Raw genomic sequence first — 14,568 nt, forward strand, 5'->3', positions numbered from 1 at the left:
CTATCCCCCTGTGGATGTCCGGCGTCAGTCTTTCCAACGCTTGAAGATCAGCGACGTATTGATGCCGCCGAAGGCGAAGTTGTTGTTCATCACGTAGTCGGTCTGCAGTTCGCGACCTTCGCCGGTGATGTAGTCCAGGTCCGCGCAGCGGGGATCGCGCTCCTCCAGGTTGAGCGTGGGGGCGAACCAGCCCTCGCGCATCATCTCCAGCGTGATCCAGGCTTCGTAGGCACCGCATGCCCCAAGCGTGTGGCCGACGTAGCTCTTCAGCGAGCTGATCGGCATGCGGCTGCCGAACACCGCCGCCGTGGCCGTGGTCTCGGCGATGTCGCCATGGTCGGTGGCCGTACCGTGCGCGTTGACGTAACCGATCGCGTCCGGCTCCAGCCCTGCATCCTCCAGCGCCAGCCGCATGGCCTGCGCCATGGTGTCGGCGCTGGGCTGGGTGACATGCTGGCCGTCGCTGTTGGTGCCGTAGCCGACGACTTCGGCCAGGATGGTCGCGCCGCGCGCCTGCGCGTGCTCCAGCTCCTCCAGCACCAGCGTGCAGGCGCCCTCGCCCAGCACCAGGCCATCGCGGTTGGCATCGAACGGACGTGGCGTCCGCTCGGGCTCATGGTTGCGCACGCTGGTGGCGAACAACGTATCGAACACCGCCGCCGCCGTGGCATCCAGCTGCTCCGCGCCACCGCCGATCATCGCGACCTGTTTGCCGCTGCGCACGGCTTCGTAGGCGCAGCCCACGCCCTGGCTGCCGGACGTGCAGGCACTGGACGTGGTGTAGACCCGGCCGGTCAATCCGAAGAACACCCCGATGTTCACCGGCGCGGTGTGGCTCATCATCTTCAGGTAGGTGGTCGCGTTGATGCCCTCGGTGGTGTACGCATTGAGCATGCGGCCGAAGTCGCCGATCGCCTCGTGGCTTCCCGCGGAAGAACCGTACGAGACCCCCACCTTCCCGCTTTTCAGGACAGGGTGGCCGAGCAGGCCGGCCTGTTCCAGCGCCATCTCGGTGGCGCGCACGGCCATCACGGCCACCCGGCCCATGCTGCGCGTGGTCTTGCGGTTGTAGTGGGCCGGCAACTCGAACGGTTCGGCGGGCGCGGCCAGCCGCGTGTTGAGGCCTTCGTACTTGTCCCAGTCCTGCATGTGGCGCACGGCATTGCGGCATTCGCGCAGGCGCAGATGCACGCTGGACCAATCGTGGCCGAGCGGGCTGATGGTGCCCGCGCCGGTAACGACAACGCGTCGATCGCTGCGACTCATCCGACCAGCCCTCCATTGACCGAGATCACCTGCCGGGTGACGTACGACGCCTGCGGCGACATCAGGAACGCCACCACGGCGGCGACTTCCTCCGGCCGTCCGACGCGCTTCATGGGAATCATCTTCAATGCTTCGTCCACCACCTCGCCACTGACCATCTCGGTGTCGATCAGGCCGGGCGCCACGCAGTTCACGGTGATCCCGCGGCTGGCCAGTTCCAGCGCCAGCGCCTTGGTGGCGCCGATGATGCCGGCCTTGGCCGCGCTGTAGTTGACCTGGCCACGGTTGCCGACCAGGCCGGACACCGACGACAGCGTCACGATGCGGCCCGGCTTGCGTCGGCGCACCATCGGCATGACCAGGGGATTGAGCACGTTGTAGAACCCGTCAAGGTTGGTGCGCAGCACGGCATCCCAGTCGTCGCCGCTCATGGCCGGGAACGCGGTGTCGCGCGCGATGCCGGCATTGCAGACGATGCCATGGTAGGTGCCGTGTTCTCCGACATCGGCCTCCAGTGCCTGTGTTGCCGCGGTGCGGTCGGCCACATCGAACGCGAGCACGCGGGCTTCCCGGCCCAGCTCGCGCACCTGGCCGGCGACGGCTTCGGCTTCCTCCCTGCGGCTGCGGCAATGCACGACGATGTCGAATCCGTCCTGCGCCAACCGCAACGCGATGGCCCGCCCGATCCCCCGGCTCCCCCCGGTGACCAGGATCGTATTGTCTCCACTCATTCCTGCGTACTCTCCAGATACGCCATCGCGTCCGGTGGTTCGAACACCGACACGTTGGCAGTCGCCAGTTCTTCGCCGTCCCCCAGGATGCGGCAGCTGAACATTCCAAGCCCATTGTCGCCCAGCAGCTCGCGCGTTGCCTCTACCCGGAGCAATGCGCCCGCCCGGAACCACGAGGCCCGGCTTTCGTAGCGGCGCGTGCCCAGCAGGAAACCGATCGACGGCTCGCGGCCGGACGCGCGGGCGTGGCAGCCCGCCCACGCGGCGATGGCCTGCGCCATGTATTCGACCCCTACCCAGGCGGGAACGCCTTCCGCATGGCAGAACGGTCCTTCATCGGGCACGCGCACTTCCACTGCCACGCTGTCTTCGCCCCAGGCAACGAGGCGATCGACCAGCCGCATCGTTCCCCGGTGCGGCACCACGCGTTCGATGTCGTACAACTCGCCCATTCACTCTGCTCCGAATACCAGCACGGCATTGCTGCCGCCGAAGGCGAACGACTGGCTCAGCACATGGCGCAGCGGGCCGTTGGCGGTGCTTCCGGGCGGCGCGAAGGACAAAGGCGGCAATGCCGGATCCGGCACGCCATCCCACCAGTGCGGTGGCAGCCGGCGTTGCGGGTTGTCGACCATCGCCAGCCAGCACAGGCCGGCTTCGACGGCACCCGCTGCGCCGAGCGTGTGGCCGGTCAGCGCCTTGGTGGAGCTCACCGGCACCTCTGGCCCCAGTGCGGCCGCCACCGCGTGGCTCTCCATCGCATCGTTCTGCGGCGTGGCCGTGCCGTGCAGGTTCACGTAATCGATCTGCCCGGCCGAAAGCTTCGCCCGCGCAAGCGCCTGGCCAATGGCGTCTATGGCGCCGATGCCCTGCGGCTCGGGCGCGGAGATGTGGTGGGCGTCGGAGGTTTCACCCCAGCCCGCCAGCCGCACGGGCCCGGGCGAGCGCGTCATCAGGAACAGCGCGGCACCCTCGCCAATGTTGATGCCATGGCGGTTCATCGAAAAAGGATTGCAGCGCTCGGCCGACACGGATTCCAGCGCCATGAAGCCGCGTACGGTGAACTGGCACAGTGAATCCGCGCCACCCGTGATGACGGCGTCCACCAGTCCGGCACGCAGCAGCCGCGCCGCGGATGCCATCGCCTTGGCGCTGGAAGAACATGCGGTGGAGATCGTCCAGGCAGGTCCGCGTGCGCCCGATTCGGCCGCGAGAAAACGCGAAGGCGCGCCGATCTCCTGTTGCACGTAGTGGAACCCCTCGGGCCACTGCTGATGGCGATGCCAGTGCACCATCGCCTGTTCCGCCTCGCCTATGCCCGACGTGCTGGTGCCGACCACGATGGCCACGCGTGCAGGCCCATGGCGTTCGATCGCCTGCTGCACTTGATCGTGGATCTGCAGGTAGGCGGCACGCAGCAGTGCGTTGTTGCGTCCGCGGAGCTGCACCGGATGGTGGTCGAGCGTGGGCAGCGCGGTGGTCACGGTGCCCATCGCCAGGCGATGGCCAGGCACCAGGGTGTCGTTCTGTGCCACGCCCGAGGGAGCATCGTCGCGAAACAAGGCATCGCGCACCGACGCCTTGCCTGCGCCGAGCGCGCACACCAGCCCGAGATCGTTCAGGAAGATCGCGTCGCGGCTCACGGGATCGGGTCTCCGCCGGCCGTCGATTCAATCGTCAGATGATAGCCGTCCGCCTTGTTGTGGAGCCGCAACGTGGTCGCATCCACGCGATCCCGCGCCAGCCATGCACGGCCATCCTTGCGCAGTTCGCGGTGGTCGCCGGACTCGACCAGCTCCCAGCCCGCGGGCAAGGCGGCGCGCACGGCGTCGGCGGGCCACAGGCTGAACTGCAGATCGTCCAGCACGCGCTCACCCCGCACCGCCGCAGGCAGCCACGCCGCACGCTCTTCGGACAAGGTCCTGCCGTCCCAGTGCAGGCGGACGCCGGTACGGCCCATGGCCTGCACGGCCAACCGCACGGCGCCGGCATCGACTTCCAGCAGGGCGTCGAGTTCGCGCACGTGTTCGCCAAAACGAAACACCAGGCGCTGCTGGACCGCGATCTGCTGGCCGAGCGCTGCCGGCGCCAGTTGCAGCGAAGGCAGGACGACCGCAGGCGGTGCCGGACGCGTGGCACACGCCGCCAGCAACAGCCCCGTCAGCAAGCAGGCGATCAGCCGGTGCACAGTTGCTCCAGCACCTGCAGGCGCCGCTGCGTGTCGGCCACGTACGGATTCTTCTTGTCCCAGGCGTAGCCGGCCAGGATCGAACAGATCATCCGGCGGATGTCGGGCTGTGCATCGGGGTGGAAGATGATGCGCTGGAAACCACCTGCGTACCACGACTCCACGAAACGCCTGAACGTCTGCACGCCACCGCGCAGCGGCACGGAAAAATCGGCTTCCCAATCCACGCTTTCGCCCGCGTACTTGCGGGCCAGGCACTCGCTGGCCAACTGCGCGGACTTGAACGCGATGGTGACGCCCGACGAGAACACCGGATCGAGGAACTCGCCCGCGTTGCCCAACAGCGCATAGCCCGGCCCCCACAGCGACGATACGTTCGCCGAATAGCCGGTGATCTGGCGCACCGGCAGCACCGCCCACTCGGCGTTCTTCAGCAGGCGGGTCAGGTTCGGATCCTCGCCGACGATGGCCTGCAGGCGTTCGAGCTCGGTGCCCGGGTAGCGGTCGAGGAAGTCCATCTCCGCCACCACGCCCAGCGAACAGCAGCCATTGGAGAACGGGATGGTCCAGTACCAGACGTCCACGTGTTCGGGATGCGTGGTGATCAGGATCTTGTTGCGGTCGAACCCGGCGTCATGCGCGATGTGGTCTCGCACATGGGTGAAGATCGCCCCGCGCACCGGGAAGTTGGAAGGCGACTCCAGCTTCAGCAGGCGTGGCAACAGGCGCCCGAAGCCACTGGCATCCAGCATGAAGTCGGCTTCGATGGCGTATTCCTCGCCCTCCGGCGAACGCACGGTCACGCGCGCCGTCTCGCCGGGTTCAGCGGACAGCACTTCATGCCGGTAGCGCACTTCCGCGCCCATGCGCTCGGCGCCCCTGGCCAGCACGTGGTCGAAATCGGCACGCTGCACCTGATAGGTGGTGCCCCATCCCGGCGAGAACTTGTCGCGGAAATCGAATTCCGTGGTGCGCTCGCCGCGCACGAACGCCGCACCATTCTTGTACTGGAAGCCGGCTTCCACCACGTCCTGCAGCAGGCCGGCCGCCTCGATGTATTCCATGCTCTGCGGCAGCAGGCTCTCGCCGATGGAGAAGCGCGGGAACTGCTCGCGCTCGACGATCAGCACCTTGCGTCCCTGCTGGCGCAGCATCGCCGCGGCGACCGAGCCGGCGGGGCCCGCGCCGATGATCAGGATGTCCGTGCGTTCCGTTTTCATTCCGAAGTGTGTCCATGCAAAGAAGAATCATCCGGTCGTGGCCGGAACAGGGGCGACAGCAGCCAGACCAGGCCGATGCCGAACAGCAGGGTCAGGCCGAAAGCACGCAGCGCAGGCGTTGCCGAAAGGCCCAGCAGACCGAACGAGAGCCACGTGCTGGCCGCGCCCACGCTGACCGCGAGCCATGCACTCGCGTCGCCGCGATGTTCGACCAGGAAGATGCCGTAGTCGATGCCCATGCCCAGCAGCAACATCAGCGCCAGCACGTTGAACAGCTGCAGCGGCTGGCCCAGCCAGCCCAGCAATGCGACCGTCAGCACGCCGGCCAGCAGTGTCGGCGTGATCACGCGCCACGCCTGCCCGCGGTAGCGGAGCGCCAGCACGAGGAACACGACCACCACACCCGCCAGCAGCAACCACGACATCATGTGGCGGTAGTGCGTCAGCAGGCGTGAAATGTCCGCGGTGCGGTCCACCCAGCGCACGCCATCCAGCCCTTCGGCCTGCGCGGCGAAGATGGCCAGCGCATCGGGGCGCGACAGGTCGTTGACCATCACCACCGAGGCCATGCCCTGCCCCACCTGTCCCAGCCACAAGTGGCGCACGGGCCGCGACGCCGGCGACGCCAGGAAGGCATCAATGCCCACCGCCGATCCAGCGAACTCCCCGCGCGCCAGTATCTCTCCCGTGGCAGCCGACAAGCGCGCCAGCACTTCCTGTTCGACACGCGAGGTCAGGGCGGCAACTTCGTCCTGCCGACGCTGCGATGGCAGCCAGTCGCTCAGGGCGCGATGGCCGCCGACCGACCCGTCGGCCTCGACCTGGCGCAACCGGGCGACCAGGCGCTCCTCGCGTTGCAGGACCTGCTCGGCGTCCCGTCCCTGGACCAGGAAGAACTGCGCCGGGCTGGGCATGCCCAGCAACCGCCCCACTTCGCGCTGTTGGGCGATCAGCGCCGGCGGCGATGATTGCAGGCCGCGCAGGTCATCGTTGGCTTGCAGCTTGAACAAGCCGGGTACCGCGACCAGCAGCACCGCCGCCGCGAGCACGCCAACGGCACGACGGCTGGACAGTCGCGGCCATCGCGCCAGCGTGCCACCCAGCCAGCGCGAGAACGCGGTGCTGCCCATGCGTCCGCCGTCGAGCCAGGGAAATCCAAGGATCACCGTCAGGAACGCGGCCGTCAGCCCGACTACCGAGAACAGCGCCATCTGGCGCAGCCCGGGGAACGGCGCGAGCCCCAGCGCCAGGTAGGCCATGGCGCTGGTCAGCAAGGCCAGCCACAGGCCCGGCAGCAGGTGCCGCAGCAACGACCAGCGACGCTCGGCGGCCACGCCCTGGCGCGAGGCGAACCAGTGGATGCCGTAGTCCTCCGCGACGCCCACCAGACTCGCGCCGAAGATCAACGTCAGCAGATGGATCTTCCCGAACACCAGCACGGTGACGGTCAACGCCACCGCGCAACCGACCAGCAACGACAGCGCCACCAGCAGCAGTGGGCGCAGCGAACGGAACGCGAGCCAGACCAGCAGCAATACCGCCGCCAGCGACCCCCAGCCGATGGTGTTGACCTCGCGGCTGGCCTGCACGGCCGCGGATTCCGCGTGCAGCGGCACGCCGGCCTTCAGCACCCGCAGCCCGGGTGCAGCGGTCGTCGCCGCGGATGCCGCGCCGTCCAGCAGATCCTGCAATCGGCGTTCACCGTCGAGCTTGAACGCGGATTCGCGCAGCGTGAACTGCAGCACGGCCCAATGGCGGCCTTCCGCCTGCAGCAGGCCATCGGCATCCAGTGCCAGGCCCGAGGAAGCGGCCTGCGCCTGCCACCACTGCGGCCACAGGCCCAGCGGATCGCGGCGCCACTCGGTCAGGCGGGGCGTTCCCATGGGTCCGTACAGGGCGACGAGCGCGGATTCGGCCAGTGCATCCGCGGGCGTCTGTGCGAGTGCCTCCCGCTGCTCCTGCGTCAGCAGCCGGTCGCGATACGGAGCGAAGAAATCGCGCGCCTGTGCGAACCAGTCGTCCGGCGAGCGATCCGAAACCAGCAGCGCCGATGGCCGCGTTGCCGCAGACGTCTGCACGAAGGCCTCGAAAACGGCGCGTGCCCTCAGCGCCGCTTCCGGTGCATCCGCGCCCAGCATCACCACCACGTCGCGCGCACTGTTGCCGGCGATGCGACGCGTCGCATCGGCAATCGCCGGGTCGCCGGCTTCCGTGGGCAACAACGCAAGCACGTCGGTGTCGATGGCCGGCGCGTGCCAGAACCGCCACTGGTGCCAGGCCACGACCGCCAGCACCAGCACCCATGCAAGCGCCAGCCAACGCCAGCCCCGCAGCGGATGCGCCGCAGGCAGATGGAGCGACGGCTCACTCAAGCCGGGTCGCCTCGTCGCGTGACAGGGTGGCCGGTGTTTCGCTCATCGCGCTGAAGCGCAGGTGGGTGACGTCGCCATTGGCTTCACGCAGTTCGACCTCACGCACGTAACGGTCGCCGGACAGACGCACGGACGTGAACGCCTGCGCCAGTTGCCGCGAACGCGGCACCAGCGTCATCCGCCACCCCTTGCCGGCGGCAGGCTCGGCCTTCACCTCGAACGTCGACGTCAGTGCCTTCATGTCGCCGCTCATCAGCGCGAACATCATCGCATTGACGCTGCGAAGCCCCGGCTGCTGGCGCGCATCCACTTCGACCCGCCGGCTGCCGTCGCGCTGACGGCTGAGGATGCGGTCCCGCGTGATCACGGTCTCGGAGGGAAACGGTGCCGTCGTGGTCCAGACCACGCCCTTGTCGCGCGCGAGCAGGAAGCGTCCGCTGGAGCGCAACGGGTTCCTGAAGCCGGCGACCTGCTTCTCCTGCGCGAACTCGCCGCGCAGCAGCGGCACCTGTGCGACCTGCCCTTGCACCTGCGCCAGCGGATCGGCCGCTGCCGCGGGCAGCATGTTGCCGCCCGCCGCGACGGCCAGCAGGGACGCGGCCAGGAAACTGCGGACCGTCTTCATGGCGCCTCCACTCCCAGCCGCTGCCACAGGACAGGCGGGCACAGATACAGCATCTCGCCTGAAGCCGCGTCGACCGCGACCTGGATGGTGTGCGCGCGTGTCATCACCTCCCCGCTGGCGGCATCGCGGATCTCGTAGTCCAGCTTCAACCGGTTCTCCCACTCGCTGATGCGCGCGGTCACGACCAGCGGCTGCGCGTACCGCAGCGGACGGATGTACTTCACGCGCGTGTCGACAATGGGCCAGAGATAGCCCGACACCTGCATCTGCGGATAGTCGTAGTCCAGGCGCTGCAACAGCGCACACCGGGCGATCTCCAGGTACTTGAAGTAATGCCCGTGCCAGACCACCTGCATCGCGTCGCAGTCATGGAAGGCCGGGCTCAACGCCACTTCGATGGCCAGATGTTCGTGCTGCTCAACCGGCATAGACGTCCCACCGCGCTTCGCGGATGTCGGCCAGCAACCGGCGAAGCTCGCCATCCAGTGCCCGGTCTTCTTCCACCAGCGGGATACGCTCGCGCAGGTCGGCGTACATCGCGGCAGGACCATCGCGCAGCGTCGACTGCATGCCGACGCGTTCGCGCAGTTCGAGCGCCTGGCGGGCCGCGACCAGCATTCCCGCCATCACCTGCTCGGTCAGCTCGATCACGCGCAGGCAGTCCCGCGCGGCGATCGTGCCCATGCTGACCTTGTCCTGGTTGTGGCATTCGGTCGAGCGCGAGAAGACCGAGGCCGGCATGGTCAGCTTCAGCGCTTCGGCCGTCCACGCCGAAACGCTGATCTGCAATGCCTTCAGGCCATGATTGATGGCGGCGCGCGGCCCCGTCGCACCGGACAGGTTGGCGGGCAGCCCATGGTTGTAGCGGGCGTCGACGATCAGCGCCAACTGGCGATCGAGCAGGTCGGCCACGTTGGCGACGGTGTTCTTCAACGAATCCATCGCGAAGGCGATGTGGCCGCCGTAGAAGTGGCCGCCGTGCAGGATCTGCTCGCGGTCCGGATCGATCAGCGGATTGTCGTTCGCACTGTTGAGTTCGGTTTCGATCAACTGGCGGAAGAACGGGAGCGCGTCCTCCAGCACGCCGATCACGTGCGGCGCACAACGTAGCGAATAGCGGTCCTGCAGCCGTTGTTCGTTGCGCGGCGGGCGGTCGCTGTGCAGGTCCTCGCGCAGGCGCTGAGCCACCCGCGACTGGCCCGGGTGCGGCTTGGCCGCGAACAGCACCGCATCGAAGTGGTGCGCATTGCCGTTGCTTGCCAGCACGTTGAACGCGGTCAACCGTGTGGCGAGCCGCGACAGGTACTCCGCACGGTGGAACGCGAGACACGCCAGCGCCGTCATCACCGCAGTGCCGTTCATGATCGCCAGGCCTTCCTTCGGGCGCAGCGTGAGCGGACGCAGACCGATCTCGGCCAGTACCTCGGCGGCCGGCCTGCGACGGCCGGCATGCATCACCTCGCGCTCGCCGCAGAGCACCGCCGCCACGTAGGACAGGGGCGTCAGGTCCCCGCTTGCACCCACCGACCCCTCTGCGGGGATCAGCGGCAGCACATCGTGGCGCAACAGCGCTTCCAGGCCTTGCAGCAACGGCAGGCTGACCCCGGACATCCCGCGCACCAGCGATGCCAGGCGCGCCGCGAGTACTGCGCGCGTTTCGGTTTCATCGAGGAAACGGCCGAGACCGCAGCCGTGGTAGGTATACAGATGGTGCGGCAGTTCCGCGACCAGCGCCGGCGGAATGTTCACGGTGCAGGAATCGCCATAGCCCGTGGTGACGCCGTAGATCACACCGTCCTCGTCCAGCAGTCGATCCAGGAAATCCGCACCGCGCGCGATCCGCGCACGGAATTCCGTGTCCTCCGACAGTACGGCCGGCACCTGCCGCCGGGCGAGCGCCACCACGTCCTCGATGCGAAGAGGGGCATCGCCGAAGACCGGGGCCACGGATTCATTCATTGCGGGCGTCATGCGTTACCTGATCCCAGAAGGGGTAGAAGTTGAACCAGTCATAGGGAGAGAGGCGGACCTGCCGTTCCATCCACACCGCGAACTGCGCAGCGTAGCCGGCCAGGGCGGCGTCGCGCGAGCCGCGTGGCAGTTCGATGCGTTCAGCGAAGGCCTCCAGGCGCACGCGGTACCCGTCGCCATCGTGCGTGCAGGCCATCGTGAACACGGGACACTTCAGCGCAGCGCCCAGCACGTAGGCCCCGATGGGAAACGGTGCGTCATGCCCCAGGAACGGCGCCGTCACGCTGCGGCCGCCGCGCAGCGGCACCCGGTCGCCCGCGATGGCAACGAATTCACCGCGCGCCACGCGCTCGGCCAGCTTCACCGCATCGGCAGGTCCCAGGTCGGTGACCTGCAGCAGTTCGACCCGACTGCCGGCATCCAGGCGCTGGATCAACCGGTTGAAACGCTCGGCGTGCGCGGTGTGCACCAGTGCGGTCAGGCGGAACCCGGGCACCTGGTCGGCCATGATCTGGCACAGCTCCAGGCATCCCAGGTGCGCGGTGACGATCAGGCCACCCTCGCCCGCCTTCACGCGCGCCAGCACATCCTTGCGTTCCATCCGCACCCGTTCCACCGGGTAGCGCTGGCCCAGCGCCAGGATCTTGTCGAGCAGGGTTTCGGCGAACATCGCGAAGTGATGCAGGCTCTGCCACATGCCCGGCCGTCGTGGCGGCACGGCCTGGTACGCATGCGCCCGCTGCAGGTATTGCAGTGACGCGCGGCGCGCGGTGCCGTTGGCGAGCCAGTGGATGAGCACCACCGGATACACGCAGAGACGGAACGGCCAGCGCCCGAGCCAGCGGTGTACCGCGCACAGCAGCAGGATGCCGCGCACGGAAGTGGATTCGCCGATCTCGGCCCAGTGCTGCCCGCGCTGGCTCATGCGGCCCGGTCCACGGCGCGGCGCGCCAGAAGGCGTGGCAGGCGGCGCACCATGCCGAAGAACAGTCGTGCGTGCATGCGACTGATGCGCACGTTGTCGCGCCACACATCGAAGTGGGACACGCCATCGAGCGGATACGTTACCCGGGTGGGCAGGTTGCGTACCGCGACGCGACGCCAGAACAACCGGACCAGCACTTCCACGTCGAAGTCCATGCGACGGCCGATGGTTTCCTCATCGATCAGCCGCAGCACCGGCGGCAGCGGATATACCCGGAACCCGCACATCGAGTCGCGGATGGAGAAGGACAGCGTGTTTATCCAGACCCACACGTGCGTAAGGTAGCGGCCGTACAGCCGGCCCCTGGGCACGCTGTCGTCGTACAGCGGCACGCCGCAGACCACGTCATCAGGGTGCGCCCGCGCCATCGCCAGGAACGCGGGGATATCGGCGGGATCGTGCTGGCCATCCGCGTCGATCTGCAGGACATGGGTGTGGGCGTTGGCGCCGGCCCAACGGAAACCGGCCAGGACGGCCCCGCCCTTGCCCTGGTTCTCGGACAGCCGCAGCAGGCGCACGCGCGGTGCATGCAATGCCGACAGGCGATCCAGTTCGGCTGCGCACGGGGCACCGGAACCGTCGTCCACCAGCAGGCACGGCACACCCGATGCCAGCACGCCCTCCACCATCGTCGCGATGGCGTGCTCGTGATCGAACACCGGGATCACCACCAGCGGACGGAACGCGGACGGCATGGGCGCGGGATCACTCGGCATCGCTGAACACCACGCGACCACTCGCATGCGGCCCGTGCACGGAGGTGTAGCGGAACACCAGCGTACCGCGCTCCAAGTGCCATTCGAGATCAAGCCGGACCACATCTCCTGGCCGGGCGACACGCTGGAACTTCAGCGCCTCCATGCGCAGGAAATGTCGCGGCATTGCGAAGACCTCGCGCGCCAGTTGTACGGCCCAGTCCAGTTGCGCGACGCCCGGCAGGATGGGGGCCTGCGGAAAATGTCCGTCGAATACCGCAAGCGAAGCATCCAGCGGCAACTCGACCTTCGCATGCGTGGCCTCCCGCAGGATCCAGTGCGCGGCCGGCCGCTCGGGACGGAACAGCGCCGTCAAGCCAGCTTCGGTCACCTTGCCCTGCGCATTCACCGGCAGCGCCGCGACGAAGCGCCAACGGCGCGGTCGCGTCACGGCATCCTGGTGGCCGGCAAGGTGGCGTGACAGGGTCTGCGAAAGCGCGCGCCGCATCGATGGGTCGTCCGGCACCTGCGCGTCGTCGTTCATCACCACGACCGCTGCCAGCGTGCTGCGCGCGCCTCCCAGCAACAGCACGCGCGCGTCCTTCACCGCAGGATGCGAGAGGATCTGCCGCTCCAGCGCATCCAGCGACACCCGCCGCTCCTCCACCTTGACGATGCGGTCAGCGCGACCCAGCAAGCGGAAGCCACCGGCGCCATCCGGCTCTGCGCGATCCTGGCTGTGCCACCAGGCGTCTTCATTCAAGTGGGGCGAACGCACCTCCAGCGCGCCGTCCCGTATCCGCCAATCGACCCCCGGGAGGGGGCGCCATGCCGGCTGTTCCTCCCGCCACTGGCGCCAGGCGATGCCGCCGGTCTCGCTGCTGCCAAGGATTTCCGTAGGGGGCACGCCCAGCAGTTGAGCGGCAGCGTGCGCGGCTTCGGCAGGCAGCGCGCCGCCCGAGGAGAACACCGCACGCAGCCGTCCATGCAGCGACGACCACGACAGCTGGGCCGGCAGGCGCTTGAGGTGCGCCGGGCTGGCGACCAGCACGGCGTCGTGGTCTTCCATCGCCGCCAGCAGATCCTCCGGGAAGAACGCACGCGGCACGATGGCGCGACCGGCGGCCAGCGGCCACAGCACGCGGAACAGCAACCCGTAGATGTGCTGGTGCGACACGGTGCCGTGCACCGCCACACCCTCCAGACCCGCACCGAGCGCGGCTTCCAGCGCCCCGACTTCGGCGCAGAACTGGGCAAGCTGCTTCTCGATCGCAACAGGTTCACCCGTGCTGCCCGAGGTGTAAACGGTCAGGCGCGTGGCCCTGGCATCGAGGGGAGAAAGCAGGGTCTCGCCGCCCGCCGCCACATCGGCGCACGCCAGGGATGCATCAGGCCAGTCGCCTGCGAACCCGTCCACGCGGCTGCGCAACCGTACCTGCGTACCCGCCAGGGCATCGCCCGGCAGCACGACCGTCTTGCCCGCGTGCCATGCGCCGTACAAGGCAGCGGCGAAACGCGCGGCATCATCGAAATGAAGCGCCCATGTCGTGCCGGTCTGCGCCTTGAAGCTCGCATGCCAGCGCAGCACCTCGCGATGGAAGTACGCGTGGTCGCGGGCTTCACGGCCCGCGACCATGAAGGCACGGCCAGGCAGCGCCTGCACGGCGACGTCAGTCAGGTCGCGCCACTCAGCCATGCCGATGGCTCGCCTTCACGCGCTGGCGCACCAGCCACTCGCCACCGAACAGCAGCCCGATCAGTCCGTAGGCGATCAGTCCGTTGTACAGCGCCCATGCGCGATCGGACATCCACAGCGCGGTGACCAGCGCGGCCGCGCCATTGAACACGAAGAAGCCGCACCATACCTGCGTCACCCGGCGCGTGTACGCCACACCTGCAGGCGGCAGGTCGGGCTCTGTCAGGCGGGCGATACGCTCCACCGCCGAGGGTGGGAACACGAGGCTGGCACCGAACACGACCAGCATCACGGCGTTGATCAACGCGGGATACAGCTTCAACGGCAATGCCTGGTTGAAGACCGTGGCCAGCCCCGCGAGGACCGCGGCCCCTGCCGCAGCGGCAAGCCACACTGCCTGCCGGGTGGCGGCGGCACGCAGCAGGGCCACCACCAGCAGCAGGACTGCCAGCCACCGTGGTTCGAAGCGGCCCATGGCCCAGTACACCACCAGCGGGTACGCCACGGACAACGCCACGAAGATGATCGCGCCGATGCGGGACACGCGGAGGCGGCCTGCGCTCAGGCGGCTTGGTCGCGGATCAGACCGTACAGCACGTCCACGATGTCCTGCACCGTGCGCACCGACTTGAAGGCATCCGGTTGCAGGCTGCGCCCCAGCAGCGGCTTGAGCTGCACGATCAGGTCCACCGCATCGATGCTGTCGATGTCGAGGTCGTCGTAAAGGCGGGCCTCGGGCGTGATGCGCGCGGGTTCGATCTCGAAGCTGTCATGCAGGATCGTGACGATCCGGTCGAAAAGTTCGTTCTTGGTCATCTT

Annotated in this window: 15 protein-coding genes; all 15 read right to left on the minus strand. The window is 68.1% G+C overall.

Going from position 1 to position 14,568, the window contains the following annotated elements:
* Positions 1 to 24: 24 nt before the first annotated feature.
* From OY559_RS10585 to OY559_RS10655, 15 genes are read right to left on the minus strand one after another with little or no spacing between them, the layout of a single operon-like run.
* A complete protein-coding gene (locus tag OY559_RS10585) occupies positions 25 to 1,266 on the minus strand; it encodes a beta-ketoacyl-ACP synthase (RefSeq protein WP_277726240.1) in 1,242 nt (413 codons plus the stop codon).
* Complete coding sequence (gene fabG, locus OY559_RS10590) at positions 1,263 to 1,997, minus strand: 3-oxoacyl-ACP reductase FabG (protein WP_277726241.1); 735 nt, start codon at positions 1,995 to 1,997, stop codon at positions 1,263 to 1,265. The genes OY559_RS10585 and fabG overlap by 4 nt, the downstream gene beginning before the upstream one ends.
* Positions 1,994 to 2,449, minus strand: coding sequence for a hotdog family protein (locus tag OY559_RS10595; RefSeq protein WP_277726242.1), 456 nt, complete (start codon positions 2,447 to 2,449; stop codon positions 1,994 to 1,996). Before OY559_RS10595 ends, fabG begins: the two co-directional genes overlap by 4 nt.
* Positions 2,450 to 3,640 carry a beta-ketoacyl-ACP synthase gene (locus tag OY559_RS10600; RefSeq protein ID WP_277726243.1) on the minus strand — a complete coding sequence of 397 codons (1,191 nt, stop codon included), beginning with the start codon at positions 3,638 to 3,640 and terminating at the stop codon, positions 2,450 to 2,452.
* The gene (locus OY559_RS10605; RefSeq protein WP_277726244.1) at positions 3,637 to 4,185 is read right to left on the minus strand and encodes an ApeN family LolB-like membrane protein; all 549 of its coding nucleotides are present in this window, start codon (positions 4,183 to 4,185) and stop codon (positions 3,637 to 3,639) included. Before OY559_RS10605 ends, OY559_RS10600 begins: the two co-directional genes overlap by 4 nt.
* The gene (locus OY559_RS10610) at positions 4,173 to 5,405 is read right to left on the minus strand and encodes an NAD(P)/FAD-dependent oxidoreductase (RefSeq protein ID WP_277726245.1); all 1,233 of its coding nucleotides are present in this window, start codon (positions 5,403 to 5,405) and stop codon (positions 4,173 to 4,175) included. The genes OY559_RS10605 and OY559_RS10610 overlap by 13 nt, the downstream gene beginning before the upstream one ends.
* Positions 5,402 to 7,777, minus strand: a complete 2,376-nt coding sequence (locus OY559_RS10615; RefSeq protein WP_277726246.1) for an ApeM family transporter — start codon at positions 7,775 to 7,777, stop codon at positions 5,402 to 5,404. The genes OY559_RS10610 and OY559_RS10615 overlap by 4 nt, the downstream gene beginning before the upstream one ends.
* On the minus strand, positions 7,770 to 8,342 hold the full coding sequence (locus tag OY559_RS10620) for an outer membrane lipoprotein carrier protein LolA (RefSeq protein ID WP_277729981.1): 573 nt from the start codon (positions 8,340 to 8,342) through the stop codon (positions 7,770 to 7,772). Before OY559_RS10620 ends, OY559_RS10615 begins: the two co-directional genes overlap by 8 nt.
* Positions 8,343 to 8,398: 56 nt before the next feature.
* Positions 8,399 to 8,830, minus strand: coding sequence for an acyl-CoA thioesterase (locus tag OY559_RS10625; RefSeq protein ID WP_277726247.1), 432 nt, complete (start codon positions 8,828 to 8,830; stop codon positions 8,399 to 8,401).
* On the minus strand, positions 8,820 to 10,361 hold the full coding sequence (locus tag OY559_RS10630) for an HAL/PAL/TAL family ammonia-lyase (RefSeq protein ID WP_277726248.1): 1,542 nt from the start codon (positions 10,359 to 10,361) through the stop codon (positions 8,820 to 8,822). The genes OY559_RS10625 and OY559_RS10630 overlap by 11 nt, the downstream gene beginning before the upstream one ends.
* Positions 10,354 to 11,298 (minus strand): lysophospholipid acyltransferase family protein, encoded by a 945-nt coding sequence (locus OY559_RS10635; protein WP_277726249.1) that lies wholly within the window; start codon positions 11,296 to 11,298, stop codon positions 10,354 to 10,356. Before OY559_RS10635 ends, OY559_RS10630 begins: the two co-directional genes overlap by 8 nt.
* Positions 11,295 to 12,074 carry a glycosyltransferase family 2 protein gene (locus OY559_RS10640; protein ID WP_277726250.1) on the minus strand — a complete coding sequence of 260 codons (780 nt, stop codon included), beginning with the start codon at positions 12,072 to 12,074 and terminating at the stop codon, positions 11,295 to 11,297. The genes OY559_RS10635 and OY559_RS10640 overlap by 4 nt, the downstream gene beginning before the upstream one ends.
* Positions 12,064 to 13,749, minus strand: a complete 1,686-nt coding sequence (locus OY559_RS10645; RefSeq protein ID WP_277726251.1) for an ApeI family dehydratase — start codon at positions 13,747 to 13,749, stop codon at positions 12,064 to 12,066. Before OY559_RS10645 ends, OY559_RS10640 begins: the two co-directional genes overlap by 11 nt.
* On the minus strand, positions 13,742 to 14,293 hold the full coding sequence (locus tag OY559_RS10650) for a COG4648 family protein (protein WP_277726252.1): 552 nt from the start codon (positions 14,291 to 14,293) through the stop codon (positions 13,742 to 13,744). The genes OY559_RS10645 and OY559_RS10650 overlap by 8 nt, the downstream gene beginning before the upstream one ends.
* A 17-nt stretch (positions 14,294 to 14,310) precedes the next feature.
* A complete protein-coding gene (locus OY559_RS10655; RefSeq protein ID WP_142124725.1) occupies positions 14,311 to 14,565 on the minus strand; it encodes an acyl carrier protein in 255 nt (84 codons plus the stop codon).
* Positions 14,566 to 14,568: the final 3 nt, after the last annotated feature.

Origin of the sequence: Pseudoxanthomonas sp. SE1, from assembly GCF_029542205.1 — a bacterium.
In the GTDB taxonomy this organism is placed as follows: domain Bacteria; phylum Pseudomonadota; class Gammaproteobacteria; order Xanthomonadales; family Xanthomonadaceae; genus Pseudoxanthomonas_A.

Coding starts and splice junctions, on each gene's coding strand:
- OY559_RS10655 (WP_142124725.1), bottom strand. CDS start 14,565: ATGACCAAGAACGAACTTTTCGACCGGATCGTCACGATCCTGCATGAC.
- OY559_RS10585 (WP_277726240.1), bottom strand. CDS start 1,266: ATGAGTCGCAGCGATCGACGCGTTGTCGTTACCGGCGCGGGCACCATC.
- fabG (WP_277726241.1), bottom strand. CDS start 1,997: ATGAGTGGAGACAATACGATCCTGGTCACCGGGGGGAGCCGGGGGATC.
- OY559_RS10645 (WP_277726251.1), bottom strand. CDS start 13,749: ATGGCTGAGTGGCGCGACCTGACTGACGTCGCCGTGCAGGCGCTGCCT.
- OY559_RS10635 (WP_277726249.1), bottom strand. CDS start 11,298: ATGAGCCAGCGCGGGCAGCACTGGGCCGAGATCGGCGAATCCACTTCC.
- OY559_RS10620 (WP_277729981.1), bottom strand. CDS start 8,342: ATGCTGCCCGCGGCAGCGGCCGATCCGCTGGCGCAGGTGCAAGGGCAG.
- OY559_RS10630 (WP_277726248.1), bottom strand. CDS start 10,361: ATGAATGAATCCGTGGCCCCGGTCTTCGGCGATGCCCCTCTTCGCATC.
- OY559_RS10640 (WP_277726250.1), bottom strand. CDS start 12,074: ATGCCGAGTGATCCCGCGCCCATGCCGTCCGCGTTCCGTCCGCTGGTG.
- OY559_RS10595 (WP_277726242.1), bottom strand. CDS start 2,449: ATGGGCGAGTTGTACGACATCGAACGCGTGGTGCCGCACCGGGGAACG.
- OY559_RS10625 (WP_277726247.1), bottom strand. CDS start 8,830: ATGCCGGTTGAGCAGCACGAACATCTGGCCATCGAAGTGGCGTTGAGC.
- OY559_RS10610 (WP_277726245.1), bottom strand. CDS start 5,405: ATGAAAACGGAACGCACGGACATCCTGATCATCGGCGCGGGCCCCGCC.